General features: G+C 31.0%; 13 protein-coding genes and 8 pseudogenes. 17 read left to right on the top strand and 4 right to left on the bottom strand.

Translation table 11 applies throughout. The features are described 5' to 3' along the window. Positions 1–8: 8 nt before the first annotated feature. The 4 genes and pseudogenes from DK405_RS12245 (at position 9) to DK405_RS12230 (ending at position 3,487) form a co-directional block, all read left to right on the top strand. A complete protein-coding gene (locus DK405_RS12245; protein WP_064613323.1) occupies positions 9–1,445 on the top strand; it encodes a replicative DNA helicase in 1,437 nt (478 codons plus the stop codon). 233 nt (positions 1,446–1,678) lie between these two features. Beyond that, the gene (locus DK405_RS12240; RefSeq protein WP_064613326.1) at positions 1,679–2,254 is read left to right on the top strand and encodes an HD domain-containing protein; all 576 of its coding nucleotides are present in this window, start codon (positions 1,679–1,681) and stop codon (positions 2,252–2,254) included. A 37-nt stretch (positions 2,255–2,291) separates the two neighbouring features. Further along, positions 2,292–2,937: pseudogene (locus DK405_RS12235) on the top strand (ankyrin repeat domain-containing protein). A gap of 46 nt (positions 2,938–2,983) precedes the next feature. Then, positions 2,984–3,487, top strand: coding sequence for a hypothetical protein (locus DK405_RS12230; protein ID WP_064613351.1), 504 nt, complete (start codon positions 2,984–2,986; stop codon positions 3,485–3,487). A gap of 3 nt (positions 3,488–3,490) precedes the next feature. On the opposite strand, the pseudogene DK405_RS12225 reads toward DK405_RS12230, so the two are convergent. Both DK405_RS12225 and DK405_RS12220 read right to left on the bottom strand, forming a co-directional pair. Continuing rightward, positions 3,491–4,303: pseudogene (locus DK405_RS12225) on the bottom strand (DNA adenine methylase). A gap of 612 nt (positions 4,304–4,915) precedes the next feature. Then, the gene (locus DK405_RS12220; RefSeq protein ID WP_045912969.1) at positions 4,916–6,901 is read right to left on the bottom strand and encodes an ankyrin repeat domain-containing protein; all 1,986 of its coding nucleotides are present in this window, start codon (positions 6,899–6,901) and stop codon (positions 4,916–4,918) included. A gap of 312 nt (positions 6,902–7,213) precedes the next feature. Here DK405_RS12220 and DK405_RS12215 point away from each other — a divergent pair, with 312 nt between their 5' ends. From DK405_RS12215 to DK405_RS12195, 5 genes are all read left to right on the top strand, one after another. Further along, a complete protein-coding gene (locus DK405_RS12215; protein WP_231967891.1) occupies positions 7,214–7,498 on the top strand; it encodes a hypothetical protein in 285 nt (94 codons plus the stop codon). Positions 7,499–7,850: 352 nt separating this feature from the next. After that, complete coding sequence (locus DK405_RS14800) at positions 7,851–8,627, top strand: ATP-binding protein (protein WP_045918870.1); 777 nt, start codon at positions 7,851–7,853, stop codon at positions 8,625–8,627. Further along, a complete protein-coding gene (locus DK405_RS14795) occupies positions 8,602–9,459 on the top strand; it encodes a sensor histidine kinase (RefSeq protein ID WP_064613331.1) in 858 nt (285 codons plus the stop codon). The genes DK405_RS14800 and DK405_RS14795 overlap by 26 nt, the downstream gene beginning before the upstream one ends. Before the next feature lie 100 nt (positions 9,460–9,559). Then, on the top strand, positions 9,560–10,135 hold the full coding sequence (locus DK405_RS12200; RefSeq protein WP_064613333.1) for an HD domain-containing protein: 576 nt from the start codon (positions 9,560–9,562) through the stop codon (positions 10,133–10,135). 121 nt (positions 10,136–10,256) lie between these two features. Further along, positions 10,257–11,279, top strand: coding sequence for an Rpn family recombination-promoting nuclease/putative transposase (locus DK405_RS12195; RefSeq protein ID WP_064613335.1), 1,023 nt, complete (start codon positions 10,257–10,259; stop codon positions 11,277–11,279). Between the two features lie 67 nt (positions 11,280–11,346). Here DK405_RS12195 and DK405_RS12190 read toward each other — a convergent pair. Further along, positions 11,347–11,807: pseudogene (locus DK405_RS12190) on the bottom strand (conjugal transfer protein TraD). Between the two features lie 296 nt (positions 11,808–12,103). Here DK405_RS12190 and DK405_RS16365 point away from each other — a divergent pair. From DK405_RS16365 to DK405_RS12170, 5 genes and pseudogenes are all read left to right on the top strand, one after another. Continuing rightward, a pseudogene (locus DK405_RS16365) lies at positions 12,104–13,633 on the top strand (AAA family ATPase); the annotation flags it as partial. A gap of 483 nt (positions 13,634–14,116) precedes the next feature. After that, positions 14,117–14,953: a conjugal transfer protein TraA gene (locus tag DK405_RS16360; RefSeq protein WP_458693003.1), complete on the top strand. Its 837-nt coding sequence runs from the start codon at positions 14,117–14,119 to the stop codon at positions 14,951–14,953. A 266-nt stretch (positions 14,954–15,219) separates the two neighbouring features. After that, positions 15,220–15,990 carry a hypothetical protein gene (locus DK405_RS12180; RefSeq protein WP_064613365.1) on the top strand — a complete coding sequence of 257 codons (771 nt, stop codon included), beginning with the start codon at positions 15,220–15,222 and terminating at the stop codon, positions 15,988–15,990. After that, positions 15,987–17,369: a toprim domain-containing protein gene (locus DK405_RS12175; RefSeq protein WP_458693007.1), complete on the top strand. Its 1,383-nt coding sequence runs from the start codon at positions 15,987–15,989 to the stop codon at positions 17,367–17,369. Before DK405_RS12180 ends, DK405_RS12175 begins: the two co-directional genes overlap by 4 nt. Before the next feature lie 51 nt (positions 17,370–17,420). Next, complete coding sequence (locus DK405_RS12170; RefSeq protein ID WP_064612859.1) at positions 17,421–18,440, top strand: Rpn family recombination-promoting nuclease/putative transposase; 1,020 nt, start codon at positions 17,421–17,423, stop codon at positions 18,438–18,440. A gap of 9 nt (positions 18,441–18,449) precedes the next feature. On the opposite strand, the pseudogene DK405_RS12165 reads toward DK405_RS12170, so the two are convergent. Continuing rightward, positions 18,450–19,439: pseudogene (locus DK405_RS12165) on the bottom strand (type IV secretion system DNA-binding domain-containing protein); the annotation flags it as partial. Between the two features lie 73 nt (positions 19,440–19,512). On the opposite strand from DK405_RS12165, the pseudogene DK405_RS12160 reads away from it, so the two are divergent. The 3 pseudogenes from DK405_RS12160 to DK405_RS12150 all read left to right on the top strand — a co-directional run. After that, a pseudogene (locus DK405_RS12160) lies at positions 19,513–19,887 on the top strand (transposase family protein); the annotation flags it as partial. A 206-nt stretch (positions 19,888–20,093) separates the two neighbouring features. Beyond that, positions 20,094–21,054 (top strand): annotated as a pseudogene (locus tag DK405_RS12155) (IS110-like element ISOt5 family transposase). A gap of 72 nt (positions 21,055–21,126) precedes the next feature. Beyond that, positions 21,127–23,112 (top strand): annotated as a pseudogene (locus DK405_RS12150) (conjugal transfer protein TraG N-terminal domain-containing protein); the annotation flags it as partial. Positions 23,113–23,115: the final 3 nt, after the last annotated feature.

The raw sequence follows: 23,115 nt of genomic DNA, 5'->3' as shown, positions 1-23,115 counted from the left end.
AGGGTGATATGGAAAAAGATCTTGCAAAGATTGCTCCAAGTAATATTCAGGCAGAGCAAATGATACTTGGTGCAATTCTGATTAACAATCGTGCGCTATATAACATTAACGAATTTTTACTGCCGGAACATTTTTATGAACCATTACATGGTAAAATATACAAGTCAATTAATCTCATTATTAGTAAAGGAATTAGCGCTACTGTAATTTCGCTCAAAAATATGCTAGGCAATGAACTCGCATTTGAGGAAATAGGTGGAGTGGATTATCTAGCTAAACTTACAACGTTAGCATTAAGTATAGTTAATGTTAATGAGTACGGCAAAATAGTATATGATCTTGCGCTGAGGCGTTATTTAATTGAAATTGGAGAAAAAATAGTAACAAATGCATATTCTTCTACTTTAGCAGATTTAGCTATAACTCAGATCGAAACTGCTGAATCTCAATTATATGATCTAGGTTCAAGAGGAACTTTAAGTAAAGGATTTACAAAATTACAAACTTCAATTGAAGAATCATGGACATCAATTTCATCTGCTATTAAAAATAAAAACTCTATTAACGGTATTAGTAGTGGACTACTTGACCTTGATTCAAAGCTTGGAGGATTTAAAAATTCTGACCTAATAATATTAGCTGGCAGACCTTCAATGGGTAAAACTGCTTTAGGAGTTAACCTAGCAATAAATGCTTGTAAATATTTTCTTACTCAAAAAAATACTAAAGATAATGTAGTGCCATCAGTTGGATTCTTTTCTTTAGAAATGTCATCTCAGCAAATCTCAACTCGAATTCTTTCTATAGAATCAGAAATTAATAGCTCTGCATTATTTAACGGAAAAATAGGTGAACAAGATGTTGATAAGTTAAAGACTGTACAAGACGAAATACAAAAGTGGAATTTTTTTATAGATGATGCTCCAGCAATCTCGATATCTGCAATTAGATCTCGAGCTCGTAGACTTAAACGTACACATAATTTAGCAATATTATTTATTGATTATTTACAGCTAATAAAAATTGATAACAGAGGAAGTCAGTATAATCGAGTACAGGAGATTTCTGAAATTACTCAGAGCTTAAAAGCTCTTGCAAAAGAACTTAATATTCCAGTAATTGCATTATCTCAATTGTCTAGAGCTGTAGAACAAAGGTCAGATAAAAAGCCTATTCTCTCAGATCTACGAGAATCAGGTTCAATTGAACAGGATGCAGATATTGTAATGCTCATATATCGGGACGAATATTATCTATCTAGATCAGAACCGAATCCAGGTACTCGAGAACACATAGAATGGAAAGCTAGACAAAATAAATGTTATAACACTGCTGAAATAATTGTTGCTAAACACCGTAATGGTCCGGTTGGTACAGTGAAGTTGCACTATAATAGTAGGTATTCTAAATTTGGCAATATTGTTAAAAACTATCAGCAAGCTTAATAAACACTAGATTATGCATAAATGAAAAAATGCTTGTCCAAAAAAAAATTACAGCAAAATTTTACTCATTAACACCAGAGATATGCAACTTAAGGTTAATTTTAGCATCGTGATAACTGAATTCAAAAAAATTATAATTTAATTTGCTTCTTTTCCAGTTTTTATCTGGGATTGGAGTATACAAAAAGTTTAAATTATGGTATAATTTATTAATAACCATTTGGAGGTGGCCAATGATAGATTTTTATAGTGAGAGCTTAATAAATAAGCTGTTTGAAACCAACATAAGATTTAACACCAAAATTGATCTTGATAAAGTTGAAAGAGCAATACTTTACGCTAAAGAATATCATGGCCAGCAAAAGAGAGATACTGGAGAACTCTACTACACACATCCATTAGAAGTAGCGTACATGGTATCAGACTACAGCTTTGAAACAAATACAATTATTACTGCAATACTACATGATACACTTGAAGACACAAAACTAACTAAAGAAAGAATAAGTTACGAATTTGGTAGTAATATTGCAGAACAAGTTTCAGATCTCACAAGGGTTAGGAATAATAAGAAAATCAGTGCTATGGAAATGATACAAATATTACGCAGCCAAAATAAAACAGAACTATTACTGATCAAGCTTTTTGATAGATTCCATAATATTACAACTATATTCATCAAACCTCCTCACAAAAGGCAAGAAATAATATTTGAAACTCAGCAAGAATTTATAGCTCTTGCTGAATACCTTGAACTACCAGAGATTGGAGAACGCTTAAGTGAATATTGTAAACTTCATGCTAGTTAAAATGTAGCAAATAATTGAGAATGAAGCGATTAAATATATGATATTCAAATCTAAGGCTAAATATTCCTTACGTAGCGCTATTCAAGATGGTGATATTAAAATAAGTACAGCAGCTTATTAATAATGATAGTACACTTGTCAATTCAAAATATAAAGATGGTACTACAGCTTTATCTGTGGCTTTGAAATATAAGAATCTACCTATTGCCGAGATTTTACTAAGCAATGGAGCTAACGTAAACGCACAAGATAATGATGGGCACACTGCTTTACATCTTGTTGTTGAAACAATTCAAGTATATTATGAATTTTTCGAAAAATATCCTACCTATTGCAATGATCATATAGCATTACTGCTAAAATATAATGCTGATGTAAATATCGAGAATAATCAAGGTAATACACCTTTATCTGATGCTGTTGAATGCAAATGTGTAGCACCTTTAGCAATTATGCTAAAACATAATTCTACTGGTATTAATAAAAAATATGATGAAGGAGAAACACTACTACATATTGCTGTTCGTAATAAAATCATAGATATTATACAGCTTTTGATTGATTATGGAGCAGATATTGATGCAAAAGATGATAACGGCATGACTACTATAGATTATGCTGCTAAAAGCGGTAATGCAGATGTATTCAACTTTCTAATGGAACAATCAGTCCCATGGTATTAGGTTTCAACAGATAGCTAATATGTTAATATTAAAAAGAGAAGTTAATATGAATGTTTTGAAATTACTTTTACAACGGTGTTATGCTGTTATATTAGCATTCGTTGTATTATCTTCACCATCGATATGTACAGCGAATAATAATGTAAACTTCAATGCTTTCAAAGATAGTATTGATACTTCACAATTCTATATAAAATTTTCAACTGGTATTGCTACTAACTACGACACATTAGAAGCTGGAATTGGTTATAGACAAGCTCGGCATAGAATGGATGTAAGATTAGGATTGATATGTTCTAATCACTTTATATGTGATTTTATTCAAGCAAATTATTATTACAATATAATTGAAGGTAATAAAGCATCAATTTTTATTACAGAGGGACTACTACTATCTGTTAGGTGTTGTCTTGATATTAATCCAGAATTGGGAGTTGGTACAACAATAAACTTATTAAGAGATATATATTTAGATATTGAATGTTGCACAATGGGTAACTATAGATCAAGTCATATTCATACGCGTTTTGGATTGCGATTTCACATTTAATAACTAATAAGTTTTATAGTTAGTAATAATTAGCTCATTAACAGAATTGCGTTGTTCATTGATTGAGTATGTAACTCCAATATGAGTGATGAAGAAGTCTTTATATAAGTCTCTAATAAAGGCAGTATTATTATTTGAGATCATAATCTTAACACCTTTATTTGTTAATTCTTGGACAAAATCACGTAATCTAATTTGATCTTTTTCATCAAATGGAAGTCTAGTGTAGAACCTTTCTCCAGATTTATGGTAAGGAGAATCGAAATAAACAAAGTCATTTTGTTGAGGCTCTATAAATGAAAAATCCATAGCGCAAATTGATACACCAGCAAGAAGGTTACTACATTTATTTATTCTAGAGCAAATATGAAGCTTAAGATATCGCTTATCAGAAAATGTTTGAGCAGATGTACCATCTCTGTTTAGCCTATAAATTCCCCTAAAGGAATATTTATTAAGATATATAAATTTTGCAGTGATATCATTAGGATCATTACTATAATAATTGTCTCTTATTTTATAGTAGTGATTTTCAGAACGGTTTTTGTGATATAGATTTAGTAATCTATTGACCTCATTTGGATTCTTTTTTACAGCGTGATAACTAGTAATTAAGTCGAGATTAATATCAGACAAAAAACATTGTTTAAACAGATGCCTAACTTGAAAAAATAAAGCCCCACCTCCAAGGAATGGTTCATAGTAATTATAGTATGGCCCTGAAGGAAGATGCTCTATTAATCTATTAACAATTCTCCTTTTGCCTCCAACTCAATGGAGAAAAGGCTTTGGTTCATTAGAAATTGCTATTGACACAAGAATTTTTGATTAATTAAATCTCTACTATGAATTATAGCAGAAAATAAGCCTTAAAGCCAGTAATAATAACTGCTACAGAACTTTCTTTATAAATCTTTTTTGAATGATATTTTTGTAGCTAGAGATACAATGTGATAATTTCGCATTCACTTTAAAAAAGATGAAAAATTTTTCATAATTATGACAAAAAATCATGTACTGATAAAAATCTAAATGATATTGTATACCTGATATTATCTGAGATTCAAGATTTAGATAATATTTAGCTAGAGGTTATTTCATTAAAACTTCAGAATCTGCTAGTAAAGGTACAAATGAATCTCTAGCTATACTTTAATTACTACTTCAAATAGCAAAAGTAATGCTATGATTATTAGTTATAAGAATAACAATAAACAAAAAAAATCTAAAAAATACGATATCTCCATAGCTCAGTTTTCTATGTTATAAAATGTCTAATATATGTTCTTAACAGCAAAAGCTACTTTTACTTAAGCCAAGAAAAAATGGAAATAAAGTTAAACATAAGTTTAACTTTATTGTTCTTCTTGCTATATTTTTAAACTGTTAAACTTGAATTTTCTAGTTTTGAAAGATACATATTATATTCTAGCACATATGATGAAAGTCGCTCGTATGATTATCAATGTTTCCATCCAATAATTCGAGTAGTAATTGATTCTCAGAGTTAGCATCTTCATTCAGTTGTATATAACCATTATTATATCTTTCAAACACTGAAGTCATCTGAGATATATTTAAAAATTTGTTTACTTTATGTGATAAAGCAGTAATATTATTTAATCTTTCTAGCCTAATATCAGTAAGCTCACATTGTATCTGATTATTTAATTCTGGTAATATTTTTTCTTCAAAATGTTGCTTCGGTATATCTGTAGATAAGTCTAAATACTTTATACTATTATAATATTCCCTGAATTTTGACATTGTATTTACACACTTTTTAACATGTACACTTGTTTTTTCATAATTACTATTCAAAGTATTATCTAATTCAGCTAATTTATTTTTATCATGCGCAATTTCCAATAACATTGAAATAGGTAATAAGGCTTTTAAATTATTTTTATAGTACTGAATTGTATCTTTGATATTATCATCATTTAGTTCATCAAACTTAGGAAATTGATATGTATTTTCGTAATGGAAAAAGTTTAAATGAGATTTTATTAACTCTTTTTCATAATCAGTAAGTTTTTTTTGCTCTTTAGCTTCATCACTGATACAATTTAAAAAAATATCTACAGGTAATACTGTTGTCTGTAAAAAATATGCAGTATCTACTAGAGTGCCTTTAGTACATAATTCTTTCTGTAAAGAAGAATTATTATCTAATATTGTTATAACTTCATTAGCTAAAATGGATAAGTCTTTTTTAAATTCATTCTCTAATCCATTAAGGTTAGTTGTAACACAAGGTATATAATCTTCAACTAATTTTATTATTTCGCTATTATTTTTAAGCACTTCTTGTAACCGTATATTACTAGCGCATTCAGCTGTTATTACTTTTATAAAATTATCAGATAGGTTATACCTTACAGGTTTATGCTCATTAATAAATCCAAGTATAGTTTTGAATTCTTCTTTATTAGCATCATTATTAGCATTGCCTATATTCATTAAATAGCATATTCGCTCTAGCATTAAATTCATTGAATCATCTAAATTTTCATTATCAAAATATAATTTTGATGCATTATTATGTACTATGCCGCTAGTTTTAACTATACGTAATATTTCTTGCTTATTAGATTCAAGTATTACTGCAGAACATGGCTCATTTTCACTTTTTGTTAGTAATTCATCTTTTATAGAATCCAAATTATTAGTAAATCTCTCATATGAGCTTAAGTCAATTCCCCATCTTTTATATAATAATTTTATAAACATTACATCAATTGTATTGAAAATTTTATATCCAAAATTTCCAAAAGGATTTTCTTTTAGTAAATCTGGACAATGAAAATCTGTATCATCTCCTTCTGATACTTCACATAACTTTTCCTGAAAAACAATTTTTGTTAATTCAAAAGCCAATTTTTTATTTGTAATATCAGAATATTTTTCTACCATGGATATTATATTATTTTTTTCCATACTAGTTGGCCCAGGTATACTTATAATAGCTTGTACAATATTTTTTACGATTGCATTTTTATTTTGTTTAGATGTATCAATGATATACTGTGCATACGTTAGTGCTTTGTTTGTTACTGCTGCGATTAATGCAGTGCTTTTACATGTATATTTAGGCTTAAAATTATGCAATGTTGCTATAGTCCTAGCTACATCCTTATCTCCAAGTTTCAGAAGAGCAAAATGTAGCGCACTTAGATAATCATCATTGTTATGGTCTTTAGCATCAAGATCAGATCCATTAGCTATTAAGAATTCCATCATTTCTTTTTGCACATTATCACATGCGCTAATAAGTAATGTATTACCGGTCCTATCTGATCTTGCTGTCATTAGATCAGGATAGGTAATTATTAACTGAAGTAGCGCATCTATATTACCTTTGCTTGCATATTGAAATGCTTGTGTCTTTATTTTATCTGGTATATTGTTCATGTTTTATCACTTTTTAAGAGTTTTAATGAAAATTAATAATAATGTAATACATTGTTTACATACTAACTGAAAAAATATTCATGTCAAAATATTTTTTTAGAACTGCTAAGATTTCTATAGCCAAGATTTTTTGCTTATTAGATATAAAAAATAGCAAAACTTATAAAGAATAAGTGTTATAGCTCTTTTAATACTTATGTTTAGAGTTAAATATGTATTTTTATACTCTTTTATTCAAAAAGCTTACTAAAGTTCTCTATTAGGCAAAAAATCTTTCTATAGAAATTGTAGCAGTTTTTGTTGATTTTTTAAGTGATCAAACCCTTTCAGGAATTTATTACACCAGAACATTTTAAGAATATAATTTATCTTGAACAAAAACTACTATACCGCACACTTAAGTATTATCATTGCATTAATTCTGAACAAAGAAAAGCAATTATCAAACAACTACTATTGGCTCAAGGGCAGCTTGAAATAAAAGAAGATCTTAATTCTATAGAGAAAAAAGATTTTGACTTAGTTAATACAGCGCTTGATTTTTATATTTTGGATATTATTGGTCGTTTTAAAGACGTGCTCGAACCTGATGTTTAAATTAAGAGCAATAAGATAAGTTCAGAACTTTTTCAGTTAATATACTAAATTATCAAAATCTTTTTTTATAACTCAGGATCAATTGTATATCTAATTTTGAAGGATATTTTGTTTTTTTAGATGTAAATAACAATGCGACAATTTCGCATCTACTTTAAAAAAGATGAAAAATTTTTCATAATTATGACAAAAAGTCATGTACTGATAAAAATCTAAATGATACTGTATACCTGATATTATCTGAGATTCAAGATTTAGATGATATTTAGCTAGAGATTAAAGACGATAAACTAGAAATTTTCTTTTTAATCTCTAGGAAGCAATTTAATAATTTAAATAGCAGGAGGATTCTATGCCTATTGAAGACGAAGGTCAAAATAAAATCAATAAATTAACCGAAAAATTATCCACAGAGGGAATTAATAGCACAACAATAAAACAGATAGATAGTGAAATGCAAAAACTATACTGCCAGCTAGAGGAATCTGAGCAAGTAAGCATAAATTGCATAGAGTGGATACAATATTTTAGGCTAATAGTAAATAACTACGACAGAAAAAAAGTAAATATAATAGCTTCTCTAAATGGAATGATTTTTTTATTTAGACAATACATAGCATCAACGAATGTAAGGATTGAAACATTTAACATAGAATTGCTAATAAATAATACTGTTATCAGAATGAGGGAACATTTTGAAAATGAGAATATAAAGCTAAATGTTCAAAATGACATAAAGACGGTTCTGATTGGAGATAGTTTTCGAATAAAAGCAGTAATAAGTCAGTTAATTGGTAGTGCTATTATAAATAGCAGCAAAAATAGCAAGATTACTATTAACCTCAATCAGTATTCAGAAATATTACAATTTACAGTACAAAACATAGGACTAAGCACTTCTAAAGAAAAATTAGAAAGAATAAATGCTGAACTAGAGAATTTGAATTTGGTAACGTATCAAGAACTAGGAGAAGGATTAGCATTTATAAAACATCTTACAGATCAGCTAAAAGGAAGACTAAGAGCAAAAGAGGAAAATAATTACATAACTTTTTCATTTGAAGTGCCAATAACTAGTTTGAATTATTCTTTAGGAGAATGCTATGAAAGAAAAGAAGAAAACAATTAACAAATGGATGGTACAAATTCCTCCAATAGCAATTACGTTGATGAATGGAGAGAGTGAGAATATCGATGAATATATGGAAATAATAACAAAGCTAAGAAAAGCGAAGTATCAGGTCGAGGTAGCTGAATCATTGAAAGAATATTGTACAGATTTAATACAGGAGATTAAATATAGATTTAATATTGCAACGAGTGAAATTGTAAGGCTAGCAAGCGAGATCATGTTAAATGATTCGGAAAATAAAGATAAGCTGAAAACAATATTAAATCGATCAGCAAATCTCCAAGAATACTGTAACGACGTAGTTTACACGCTTAGAAGCGAAATTGAGAATGAAAATTTATGTTTAAAAAAATTTAGCATACAAAAGCTAGTAAAAAATGCCGTCAGGAGACTAGAAGACATTGCAAAAGAGAAAGATATAAAAATCAATTACAATTTTCAGTACAAAATGAAGGATATTGTGATTGGAAATAGTGATCACTTACAAGCTATATTAAGTCAATTAATAGGGAGCGTCATTAGATTTAATCACAGCTGCCAGGTTATAATTACCGTTCATTTGTTTACTATAAAAAATTATATAAAAAGCGATAACATACTACAATTTAGAATACATGATACAGGAAGCGGTATTTCAAAAGAAAAATTAGGGAATATAAAAGCTAAATTAGCTGATTTTGAGTTGGTAAGAGACTATCCGCTAATGCTTGAATCAGGATTATGGTTTGTAAATTACCTTATTAATCAACTTAATGGAGAAATGGAAATAGAAAGCGAAAAAGACAAGTTTACAACCATTACTTGCAATATTCCAGTACAACTTTTTTAATCAAATTAATTCGCTTCTTTCCCAGTTTTTATCTGGGATTGAAGTATATAAAAAGTTTAATTTATTGTATAATTTATTAAAGATTATTTAGAGATGAAAAATGATAGACTTTTATAGCGAAAGCTTACTAAATAAGCTGTTTGAAACCAACGCAAGATTTAATACTAAAATTGATCTTGATAAAGTTGAAAAAGCAATATTTTATGCCCAAAAATATCATGGTCAGCAAAAGAGAGATACTGGAAAACCTTATTATATGCATCCATTAGAAGTAGCTTATATGGTATCAGACTACAGCTTTGAAACAGATACGATTATTACAGCAATACTACATGATACCATCGAAGACACAACACTAACTAAAGAAAAAATAGGTCAAGAATTTGGTCATAATATTGCAGAACAGGTTTCAGACCTCACCAGGATTAAGGATAATAAAAAAATCAGTTCTAGAGAAATGATTCAAACATTATATAACCGAAATAAAACAGAACTATTATTAATTAAGCTTTTTGACCGATTCCATAATATTCAGACTGTATCAATAAAACCTTATGAAAAAAGACAAGAAATCATACTAGAAACGCAGCAAGAATTTATACCTCTTGCTGAATATCTTAAATTACCAGAAATTGCTATAGAGCTAAATAAATACTGTAAGCTTTATGCCACCTAATAAACTAAAGTTTAATAGGTGGTTAATGTAGTGAATTGCAGAAATTAAAATTCAATAAGAGAATGTTCATGTAGGTTATTTTATTGTATAATTTAAAAAGAATAGAAAATATGAAAAATATATGCATTTATCAAGATTTCTAGACCCAAAGAATGATGTAGCATTTAAAAAGATATTTGGATCAGAAAAAAACAAGGACATACTAATACATTTTCTGAACGATATATTATTGTTTGAAGGGAATAGAGAAATAACAGAAGTAGAGTTTTTAGGAACGATATTAGATGCAGACATAGCGTCCAAAAAAGAATCAATAGTAGATGTTTTGTGTAAAGATAAAAACGGTGCGCAATATATAATAGAAATGCAAGTAGATCCTACACAAGGATTTGAAAAAAGAGCACAGTATTATGCAGCAAAGGCATATGGCAGGCAACCAAATAGAGGGAAAGAAGGAAAATACTCAGACCTAAAGGAAGTTATATTTATAGCTATAGCAGATTATAAATTGTTTCCAAACAAAGAAGACTATATATCAAGGCATGTAATATTGGATAAAAAGACATATGAGCATGATCTAAAGGACTTTTCATTTACCTTTATAGAATTACCAAAATTTAAAAAAAATAGAGTGGAAGAGTTAAGTGATATAACAGAGAAGTGGTGCTATTTTTTTAAACATGCAAAAGAAACAACATTAGATGGATATAATAAAATAATAGGTGAAGATTTAATAATAAAAAGAGCGTATGAGGCATTAGATCAGTTTAATTGGAGTGAAGACGAACTAATAACCTATGAACAAGAGTTAAAGCGTATATGGGATAATAAAGCAGTAGAAGATTATAAACTCGAACGCGCTAAAGCTGAAGGTAAAGCTGAAGGCATAAAGCTCGGTGAAGCTAAAGGTAAAGCTGAAGGTAAAGCCGAAGGTAAAGCCGAAGGTAAAGCTGAAGGAATAAAGCTAGGTGAAGCTAAAGGTAAAGCTCAAGGTAAAGCTGAAGGAATAAAGCTAGGTGAAGCTAAAGCAAAAAAAGATTTTGCAATAAAATTATTGAAGTCTGAATTATCAGTTGAGACAATTGCTGAATATACGGATTTATCAATACAAGAAGTATTAAATTTAAAAAATAGTGTAAAATAATAATGAATATACAACACAAAATCTTACTTTTGATGTGTTGTATGCTACTTCTATTAGATGCTTTATATCACACTACAAGTTCTATACTATACTGAACATTGAGAAGGCCATTCTTTAAGGCCTCAATGTCCTTAACATGACCGCACCATTCTTGACGAAAACTGTTCCATTTTAAGCCATGAAGGCGAATGTGGCGCTTAGTGTTTTCGTCTGGTTCGGAGGAGGTAAATTTTAAAATCACGGCAGCTTTATTTTGCTGTTCTTTATCAAAAATATCTTTACCTATTGTAGTCCAATGCTCCTGAACATTTGGATGTTGTGTTAAAGTTTCTTTTAGTGAAACAATTGCACCAAATAACGTATTTGCTGATAAGTGATCAAGCTTAGCTTTAGAGCAACTAATCCACCCATTTCGATAAGACGTCGAGTACGCATTTTACGTTCTTTGATTTTAAGGTTAATCTCATCCATGATTAGCTTAGCCTTTTTTTGCTGAAGAGTAATTTTTTGCTGCATAAGATTTGCCATGTTAGTAATTCAGAAAGATAAAAAAATCAGGCAAGAATATATCAAAATAAAATCCCAGTAAAGAAAAAAAACCGCGCCTACCAAACCAACATCAAATAATTATAGTCAAAAAAACGTGAATTCAAGGTTAGAAGCTTCATTGAAAAATAAGCTTACTACGCAATATGCAATCTATAAAGATTGCTGCTAAAAAATGAGTACTCATTAACCGATTGAATGTTAAAAAAAAGAAGTTTATGCTAGCAAAATCAAAAAAACCATGCTAACTTAAAACTCAGGTGAGAATTGGTATTGAGATGGCGATACAGTTTGCAAGGATTGAATTTTTACGTAGAAGTGAAGGAGGTGATAGTTGTCGTAAGGCAGCGTATAATGCAAGAACTATTGTTGAAAACGAGAAGACAGGTATAAAGTATAACTTCTCTCGTAAGAAAGATAACGTATATCATACAGTGCTGATACCGGATTATGTAAATCAAGACTTCAAGAATATTCAAACATTAATGAATGAGGTAGAACGAACAGAAACAAGAGAAAATAGTAAGTTGTTGAAGGATATAGTAATAGCATTGCCAGACGAGAAGGAGCTAAATTTAGAGCATAGAATAGAACTAACTCATCAAATAGTTGATGAAATGGAATGGGTGCAAAAAGGTATTGGAGTACAGATAGACATTCATAAGCCTCAAACAGGAGATAAAAACTGGCATGTACATATATTGCTTACTATGAGAAGATTTAGAGAAGATGGAACTGGTTTAGGAGATATAGCAGTAGATTTAAACCCAAAAATCATAACAGTTAATGGCAAAAAGGTTGTTATTAAAGATCCCGAGATGATTCATGAAAGAGTAAAAGAAATAATTAATGCATATTTCGCTAAATTAGGCTTACCATATAGAGTTGACGAGATAAGCGAAGTGCCGGGAAAGCATATTGGGAATATTAAATATATTGAAATTAGGAATTTAATTAATGAAGTATTAAATGAAAATGAGTTACGTAAAGAGGCTCATTTGAAGATTATTAATGATGCTGACGTAATAACAGATTCTATAACACATTACAAATCTATTTTTACTAAGCAGGATGTTGAAAAAGCAGTAAAAGATATACCAGATCTAACAGCAAGAGAACAGTTAGTTCAGCAAGTGCTTAGTTCAAATAGAATACTAGAGTTATACCATGATGATGGTGAAAGTAGCAAATATTTTACGACAATTGAGGTTCGAAATGAGGAGACGAGAATAATCAGAATAGCTAATAAAATCAATAATCAGGTTTATTACAACGATATTTACAATCTTAAAAGTGATATCGAAGGTCTAGCAAATGTTAGTGAAGAACAGAAACAAGCTCTAAGGCATATTTTGCTTAGCACTAGTGGAGTTAGAGTCTTGAGAGGAAGAGCTGGTATAGGAAAATCTTATGTTTTAGCAAAAACGTATGAGCTTGCAACAAATCGTAGACAAAAAGTTATTGGCCTTGCTCCCACTCATAAGGCAGTATCAGAGCTGAAGAGCAAAGGTTATACATAGGTCTATACAGTAAAAGGATTTTTATATAATCGAAAAAAAATTTTTATGCAAGACAGCTTAATAGTAGTAGATGAAGCTGGAATGGTAGGTACTAAAGCTTATGCAGAGCTGTTTAGAGTAGTTAGAAACAATAATTGTCAACTGATACTTGCTGGAGATGAAAAGCAGTTAGCTTCAATAGAAAGAGGTGGAATGTTTGAGATTCTGAGTAATATTTTTGGTTCACATGTTTTAGTAAATATTCGAAGACAAAGTAAAAACTGGAGCAGAGAAGCAGCAATGGAGTTTGCTGAGAGTAATATTTTAAGCGGTATAACCTTACTGAGGCAAAATAACTGCGTTAGGTTTGATAATACGTTGCAGGACTCAATGAGTAAGTTAATATACAACTGGAGTCTAAGCAAATTTAAGCTACATGAAAAATTGGTAATTACAGTACGTAATAAAGATGTCGACATTCTTAATTCAAGTATTAGGTCTTTGTTAAAAGCAAATGGTACGCTAAAAGGCACAGAATATGAGCGTTCTATTGATGGAAGGAAAAAGTCATATATGGCAGGAGATAGAATAGTATTTCAAAAAAGCTATAAGGATTTACAAATACAAAATAGTGAATTTGCAACTTTAACTTCGGTTAGTAAAAATAAATTTATAGCTAAGACAGACACAGGAAAAGAAGTGAGTTTTGATCCTAGTGAAATACAATTTAAACATGGCTATGCAAGTACTGTTTATAAGGTCCAGGGAGCTTCTATAAAAGATGTATACGTTTTGCATAATGGAGTAAGTAATATAAGCAGCTCATACGTAGCTATGACAAGGCATATAGAGAACTTAAAGTTATATTGCAATAAGGAAGCAACTAAAACCATTAACAGCTTAATAAATCAGCTCAGCAGACCAAATGAGAAATCAGCTAGCATAACTCTGAAAACTGCTCATGATTTGGAGAAAGAACGGACAAAGACAACTGTTTTTAGTAAAGTTTTTAGTAAAGTTGAAAACTGGTTTAAGTCTATAATCAATGATATCAATGATAGATCTCATGTGAATAAAGAATATTATCATTTTACCGCTAAACCAGAGCAAGAAGCTAAAGTAGAAAAAGTCCAGCAAGAGAATAGCATAAAGCAATGCACCACCAAAGATATTTCTACTCCATTGTTTATGCAAATCAAAGAACAAAGACAATATGATTATGATGTAACCATTCTGTCAGCAGAAGGAAAAACGATATCAAGTTTTCAGAAGGCTGGCATTGATAGCAGAATGGTATATAGCTCAAATGTAAATAATTTGAAGTACTATCAACCATTTCAAGGAGAAAAGATTCTTATAGCTGCAAATAATTATAAACAGAATAAAGAGTATGCAAGTACTATAAACGAGGCTGCAAAAGCATTAAAAAGCAAAGGAGCAATCACTAGCATCGTAGTTCCTTCAGAAGGTGAAGATTTTAACGAAATGCTAAAAAATAAAGGAGCCACAGCTGTTAAGGAGCTTATGATACCTGAAATCATGAAGTTAATTAATACTCAGAACGTAAAAACAGAGCCTGAACAAATTGTAAAAGCTGATATAGCTCCAAAAATTAGAATTAGACGGTAGTGCTGAAGATTTGAAATTGAATGTAAGCTATTCATTCACAGAGCAAATTACAAAATGAGCTATACATAAACAGCTCACAGTGATGTTTGTAATTCGCATTATGCCCCGCTAAGAGAATACTGAAAGCGTTTGAACTTTTGCAAGCTCTACATTTAACAGGAAAACTATTCCAATAATCACCTAGCAATAAAATTATAATTCAAACGGTAAAAATAGCAAATATTTATACCGCAAAACAATTTAGTGATGCGAAGGTGAGGTTTTATATGACTGACAAAATCAATGATTCAAATAATTTCAATAACATTCATAATTCAAAAACAGATATAGAAAATCCTAAGGCTAACAGCTTGAACCACAACGTAGCTATAAAGTTGATAAATGGTGATATTGCTGATGGTATAGTGCTACTTAGTGATAATAATAGCTTGAGAGCTGATAACACTCTGAAAGAATCAATAAACCAATTAATCAATGATTGGAAGAATAGTAAATTTGAGCTGCAGGATCGTTTGATAATTGCTGACCATAAAGAAGCTGAAAATATTAATCAACACATCAGAAACTACATGAAGGAAAATGGTGCTCTGAAAGGTACAGAATACAGCATTTTAATTTCAGGAGCTGAATCAAAAAAATATGCTAACTACATGGCTGGAGACCGAATTGTATTTCAAACAAACGATAAGGATTTACAAATACAAAACAGTGAATTTGCAACTCTAGTATCAATTGATGAAAATAAGTTTGTAGCTAAGACAGATACAGGAAACGAGGTAAGCTTTGATTTGAATAAAATAAGCTTTAAACATGGATATGCTACAACAGTTTGTAACCCACAAACAGCTGTCAAAAAAGATATATATGTTCTTCATAATGATGGTGTAGGCATAGAAAGTTCTAACATAAGCATGATAGGGAATGCAGAGCAAGTACGGCTGTACTACAATGTGCAAGCTACAAAAAATGTTGCTAACCTAATAGAGCAGCTTAGCACAGCTAAGACAGACTCTATCAATGCGCAGAAGTTGAAATAGTAAAAAAGTATCTTGAAAATCGTGGTATTACTTTTGACAAAAGCACTGCAAGTTCAGACTTAAAAGCAAGTATACTATTTGATACTCAAACGAGAAAAAATTATCCAGCATTGACAGCATTTGCAAGAAATGCAAAAGGAGAAATTACCGGAGTACAGGCCGTATATCTAAATTTGGCAGGAGATAAGGCGAATATTTCAATTAACAGAAGATCTTTTGGTAAAATCAGCGGATCGTTCATAACAATCGCAAAGCGAAATGCGAATGACCCTAATATAACAATTATAGCAGAAGGCGCTGAAACAGCATTGAGCTTGCAGCAATCAGGCATTAAAGGTAATATCATTGCTAGTGCAGGAATTGCGAATTTGAGAAATTATTCACCATTTCCTGGTGAAAAAATCATCATTGCAGCAGATAATGATAGCAAAAATTCTATAACTAATGATACTGTAATTAAATCCGCAAAAATGTTAGAAATGAAGGGAGCGATAACTTGTATAGTCAAACCACCAGAAAATGGTGACTTTAATAATCTGTTGCAAAGTTGTGGAGAGCAGTCAATTAGAGACATTATAGAACCTGAAATTACTAAACTGACTAAGGCAGTTGAAACAACCAAACTTACTCAAACAGAAAATAATAGTATAGCAAAACAAAATGATATTACGAATGTTAAAGAATTGTATAATAAATCTTCATCTCTATACTACTTTAAACAAGAAGAGGAAGCTAAACTGGAAGCAATAGTAGCAAACAAATTTTTAGAAAACCATACAGGAATTTATAGTGCAAAAATCTTTAACAATTCTAATTTAAGGGCAAATATGGTTTTTGATGAAGAGACTCAAAAATCCTGGCCTGCACTCACTATTTTTGTTAAAAATGAAACAGGCGAAATTACTGGAGCTAAGATATTAGTTCTGAATTCAAAAACATGTAATAAAGCTGATGTAGCTGAAAAATCTGTTGGTACAATTAGTGGCTCATTTGCTGAAATTGCTCAACAGAATTCAAAATACTCACCTGTAACAATCATTACAAAGGATATTGAAACAGCGTTAACCATTCAACAAGCTGGAGTTGAAGGAAAAATCTTATGTGCAATTGAAGCCGAAAATTTGCAAAACTATAATCCTGGCCCAAAAGAAAAGATCATTCTAGCAGTTAAAAATGACGTAAATACTGAAAAAGCAGAAAAAGTTCTGGAGGATAAGGAAGCAGTAGTCTGCACAGTCAAAAATGACTTCAATAATGTATTAAAAACTCAAGGATTATATGCTGTTAGAAATATTATCAGCCCTGAAATAAGAAAACTTAATGAAAAAATTGAATCAATACAAACTAATATACAATCAGGATTATGTCCGAAACACTAGGCAGAGTATGACACAGCATTTTTTATTTAAAAAACTATAGAGTGAAAAAATATGACAAAACAATTAAAGCATGATTCATTGGCAAAGACAATCATGAGCGATCCAGTTGCTGCACAAGAATTTCTAGAGTATTATTTACCAAGCGATTTCAAGAGTTTAATAGATTTATCACAAATAAAAGTAGAGCAAGAGAGTTATATAGAAGAATCGTTAAAGAAAAAATACAGCGATATTGTCTATAGAGTTGCCACCAAAAAACATGGCAATGCTTTTATTTATATATTAATCGAAGCTCAATCAACCGTCGATTATTGGACAGCTCTGCGGTTATGGAGATACACATTGTTATTGTGCGAAAGGCATAAGAAAGAAAAAACTAAATTACCATTAGTGTATAATTTAGTGATCTACAACGGCAAAGAGGTCTACAACGCACCTAGGAATTTGTGGGATTTATTTACCGATTCAATGATAGCTAAGCAATTAATGACCTCCGACTATCAATTAGTTGATTTGCAAAGTATGTCGAATGATGAAATTGTTAGGAAAAAGCATATCGGAATGCTCGAATATATGCTAAAGCACATTCATCAACGAGATATGTTAAAGCTTTGGGAAGACTTTCTAATAAAGTTCAAACATGTTTTAATACTTGATAAAGAAAAAGGTTATGTTTACCTAAGATCATTTTTATGGTATACTGATACTAAATTACTAGAGAGTCAGCAACCAGAATTAGAGCAGGTTCTGGCTAAGTATTTATCTGAAGAAGAAAAAAGTAATATTATGAGAACTATTGCTGCAAAATATATTGATGAAGGTATAGAGATTGGTGAAACTAAAGGCATAGCTAAAGGCATAGCTAAAGGCAGAGCTGAAGGCAGAGCTGAAGGCAGAGCTGAAGGCAGAGCTGAAGGCAGAGCTGAAGGCATAGAGATTGGTGAAGTAAAGGCTAAACAAGAGCTTGCAAGGAACTTATTAAAAGCTGGCTTTTCAGTTGAATTTATTTCTGAAAATACCGGATTGTCAAAAGAAGAAGTGATTAATTTAAAAAATAACATAGAGTATTAATTTTTCGAATTAATACTCTACTAACTTAAGTTTTTTGAGCAATTTATATTCACAAACAAAAGCTGTATTTAAGTTTTGTAGCTGCATAGTTAGTTTTGTGATAGGAAAGTTACCGGCAAGCTTTACATAACATGTAAGGTCTGGTAGGTTCATAATTTCAGATGGCATAACTAAAATCTTTTTACGCTCAACATTATTCATATTTACCCCATCTCGCATAGTATTTGATCCATATGACAAGTTCTCTTGAGTTTCAATTATCTCTTGCTCACCTAGTGTTAATGCTGATTTATAGGCTGTAACCTGATCGCTAACTCGAAAAATAAATTTACTATTAAACAAATCCAGCATAGAATCACATTCAGCAGCCCCATATATTGCTTCTAATTGATGAATGTTCTGCAATCCAGCAACAAAGCAGCCTCCATACTTTCTACTTTCAGCTAAAGCAACTGGTAAAGACGAAACTTTTTGTAGAGCTGGAAGTTCATCAAGTATAAACCACATGTTTTTGTTATCATGATTAGGATTTCTACACATCAAAGCCTTGATAGCTATGCTTATCCAGGCTGAAATAAGTGGGCATAAAGTAGCTCTTTGATTTGGGTTAGCTGTGATAAATAGCCAGCTAGTTTCATTTGAATTACTAAACCATTCTTTTATGCTAAAACTACCTCCAGGCTTTAAATATTGTAGCGAAGTAATATTCTTTCCAAGCGTAGACTGAATTCCTGCAGAAGTTTCGAGCGCGCTTTCACTTATAATACCTGATACAGCAGTGTTTCTAAAAGCTTTTGCAAATTGTCTATTATCAGAGTAAATGATTGTATGAATTAGTTTTATGATATCTTTATCATCCTTATATAGCTTCAACGCTTCAGACAAGACTAATTCAGCATTTTTAGCAAAAAAGTCATCAAGTTTAGGAGTATAATTACTAAAACTACTAGCTATATCATGAAAATCAGCTGCTTCAAAACAATCATTCCAAGGCAACCATTGTTCACTAGACTTCTTTTGAAACTAGAGAATGATGTAGAATGGTGTTATAAAAATCTAATTTGAAGTAATAATGAAATTAGATCAGATTAAAGAGTTAAAGGATGAAAAATTTCGTCGATTAACAGGAGTAAGGAAGAGGACATTTTCAAAGATGGTGGATATTTTGAGGAAAGCTGATGGTCTTAAGAAATCAAAAGGTGGACGTAAAAATAAGCTCAATTTGGAGGAACAGTTGCTGATGGTGTTAGAATACCTTAGAGAATACCGTACTTATTTCCATATAGGTCAGAACTATGGAATTAGTGAAAGTTCAGCATATAAAGCTGTAAAATGGGTAGAAGACACCCTAGTTAAACACGCAAACTTTGCTCTTCCAGGCCGTAAAGCTTTAATGAAGAGTGATATGAATTATGAAGTAGTCTTGATTGATGCTACTGAGAGTCCTTGTATGATAAAAATAAGTGAAATTGCAATAAAATAAAAGATTATAGCAATAGCACAAAAGAAAGCTAGTATACAGTAGCGTTCCTAAGGCTAATAGCCTGTTCTATAGATAAGTAACTAGCTTTTTTAATTAAAAACCGGACGGTATTCTTAGGCAAAAAGCCTGTATTTACAAGGTTGGTTTTGAGATATTTAACATAAAATTTGGTGATTATGAATAGTATAATTGTAGGAATTGACGTTTCTAAAGAGACATTTGATGCAGCTGTGTTAATTAATAATAAAGTTCAAACAAGAAAATTTAATAATAATTCTGAAGGGTTTAACAAATTAGTAACATGGTTAAAAAGCAGAGGAACTGGACATGTTTGTATGGAAGCAACAGGTATCTACTGGAAAAATTTAGCTAAATATCTGTACGATTATGGTTATAAAGTAAGCGTAGTAAATCCTGCCCGTATTAAAGGTTTTGCAATGAGTAAACTTAGTCGTACAAAAACAGATAAAGCAGACAGTGTATTAATAGCAGATTTTTGCAAAGCAATGAAACCGGAAGCATGGTATCCACAGCCTCTTTATATTCAAGAACTACAGCAGCTAGTTAATCGCCTGAATGTTTTAATTAAGCATAAAACACAAGAAACAAATAGATTAGAAGGAGCTTCTAAAGCAATTGCTAATAATATTCAAATGCATATTGAATTTCTTGAAACGCAAATTAAAGAAATTGAACAACTAATCAATGACCATATTAAAAATAACACAGATCTTCATAATAAGGCTTGAGTCAATACCAGGCATAGGAGCAAAAACACAGGCTGTAGTTCTTGCTTTTTTAGCAGATATTGAGAAATTTAGTTCTGCTAAACAAGTTGTAGCTTTTGTAGGTCTTAATCCTAAGCATCGTCAATCTGGCAGTTCCGTGCGGGGGGCTAGTATAATCTCTAGAACTGGTAATTCAGATCTACGTAAGTCTTTTTATATGCCTGCTATGTCTGCCTTAAGACATAATTGTATTATCAAGCAATTTTCTCAACGTTTGTCTGATACTGGCAAACCCAAAATGCTTATCCTTATTGCCGCTATGCGTAAGTTATTACATATCATTTATGGTGTTTTAAAGCATAATTCTCCTTTTAATCCTAATGTTTTAATCAATCAGAAATAATAATTTTATAAAAACTTACATCTTTTTTATAAAATTATTATTTCTTTTCTTGATTCTTATCACGGTATCTATAGACAAGCTACTCCATTGATTAAAGCAGCAATTCATAAAGAATTAAATGAAGGACTTTTAACCAAGTTTGCAGCTGCGATTGAAGTTCAATCTGATCAATCACACATGTTAAGTCAAAGACTAAAAGTCATGACTGGAGATACACTAAAATATCTACAAAGAGAACAACAAGACATTCATGGATGGATGAAGCAAGCTATGCTTCTTAATGCTAATCGTGAGTCATATGATGACTGGCGTGAGAAGTTTTCATTATCACGAATTTATCCTAATCTGGTGAGTATGCATGCAATCAGAGGGCTCTTTCAACAATCATTTTCGTATCTAGTCGCTGGGGAAATGGCTGCTCACATGATGCCTATTTTACAATCTGTTTTTTTTGCATTAGTAGTTTCAATGATCTTTATTGTATTTCCAATGGGCTTACTGCCTGGCGGCTACAACATACTAAAAACATGGATTTTGTTAATAATATGGGTCAGCAGCTGGCCAGTATTTTTTACAATAATCCATTGTCTAGGAATGATCAGCTTATCCAGTAAATCTGGAGCTTTCGGTAGTGATTATGGGCTGAATATGCTATCGCAAGGAAGCTTTGCAGAAATGATTTTATATAGCTATGCAACGTTTCAAATGCTTGCATCATCAATACCAATGCTTTCTTGGGCAGTGATAAAAGCTTGCGCTCATGCTACAGCTAACTTAGCTAGCCAGTTCTCTCCTATACAAGTTGCTAGCAGCTTAGGAAGTAATATAGTCGACAATAACTTGAGTATGGATAATTACAGCATAGGCAATAGGACTATTTCTCAACAAAACCTAGCTCCTTCATTAGATATGACTGATAGTATTATCAATTATGGTAGCCACAAAATTATTATTGGAAATAATGGCGAGCAATTTGTAATTCAAACTGTACATTCATTGGAAACAAACTTCCGCTCTTCTGCACTGCTACAAACTGGATATCAAAACCAGTTTTCGAGTTCTCAGAGCATGCTTAATTCACTGACACAAAAAGAGGCCAATCTTATTTCAACAGGAAACTCCATGGCCATAGACATAGGCAGAAGGTTAACTCATGATGAAGCTCTGTCTATAGGCCTAACTGAGAGCGAATACCAAGCTCTGCAAATTGTTAGTTCTGATAGCGAATCCTTTAGTCAGCATACAGGTAGTAATGTCAGGAACACCAGTGGTACTAATGTAGAAGCCGGTGGTAGCATATTTTATGTTGGAGGTAAAGTTTTAGGAGGAAAAGCTAAAGAAGAAAACCAAGGTAACTCAGTGAATCAGCAACAATCATATAATGAAGCAGTATCCAAAATTCAAAGTGCAGTTAAAGAAGGAAGATTCAGTACTACAAATAGTGATGTGCGGTCATTAAGTGAGAATCTAAATGCTAATCTTTCTGAGCAACAATCTATTGGACAAGAAATAGCTAAAACTAAACAAGAAATGGAGCAACTTAGTTATAGCATGAATTATGTATCTCAAAACTCTATCACTATTGATCGTAACATCAATGAACTTGTATTAAATGAAATTATTGCTCAAAATCCTGAAATAAGAAGCAAGGAGCAAGCAGCTAGATGGGCTAAAGATCACTCGCCTGAAGCAGAAAAAATTGCTTTTGAAGTTGCTCAAATCAACAATGAAGTACCTAAAGATTTGAATAATCATATTAATGATGCTAACTTTTCGACTACACAAGATCTACAAAATACTTTTGAGAAAAATATTGAACAATTACAAGCTAAGGCTAGTAACATTTATAATAACAGCAATGTAATGCATGTACAGAATATAGAACAAACTTTTAGTGATAACGAAAAAGTAAAGACTCTTAATCAAATTCCTGATAATATTAAAAATGAGACTCAAAAAATACAGAAAAAATTTTCTGATACTACTGATTCAACATTTTTAATGGCTGGTAAGCAAGCTTTGGAAAATCTTGGAATAACGAAAAAAGATAAAAGTTAAAGG

Origin of the sequence: Orientia tsutsugamushi, assembly GCF_900327275.1 — a bacterium.
In the GTDB taxonomy this organism is placed as follows: domain Bacteria; phylum Pseudomonadota; class Alphaproteobacteria; order Rickettsiales; family Rickettsiaceae; genus Orientia; species Orientia tsutsugamushi.
Note: the sequence above shows the minus strand (reverse complement) of the source record. Positions and strands in the feature narration are given on the sequence as shown.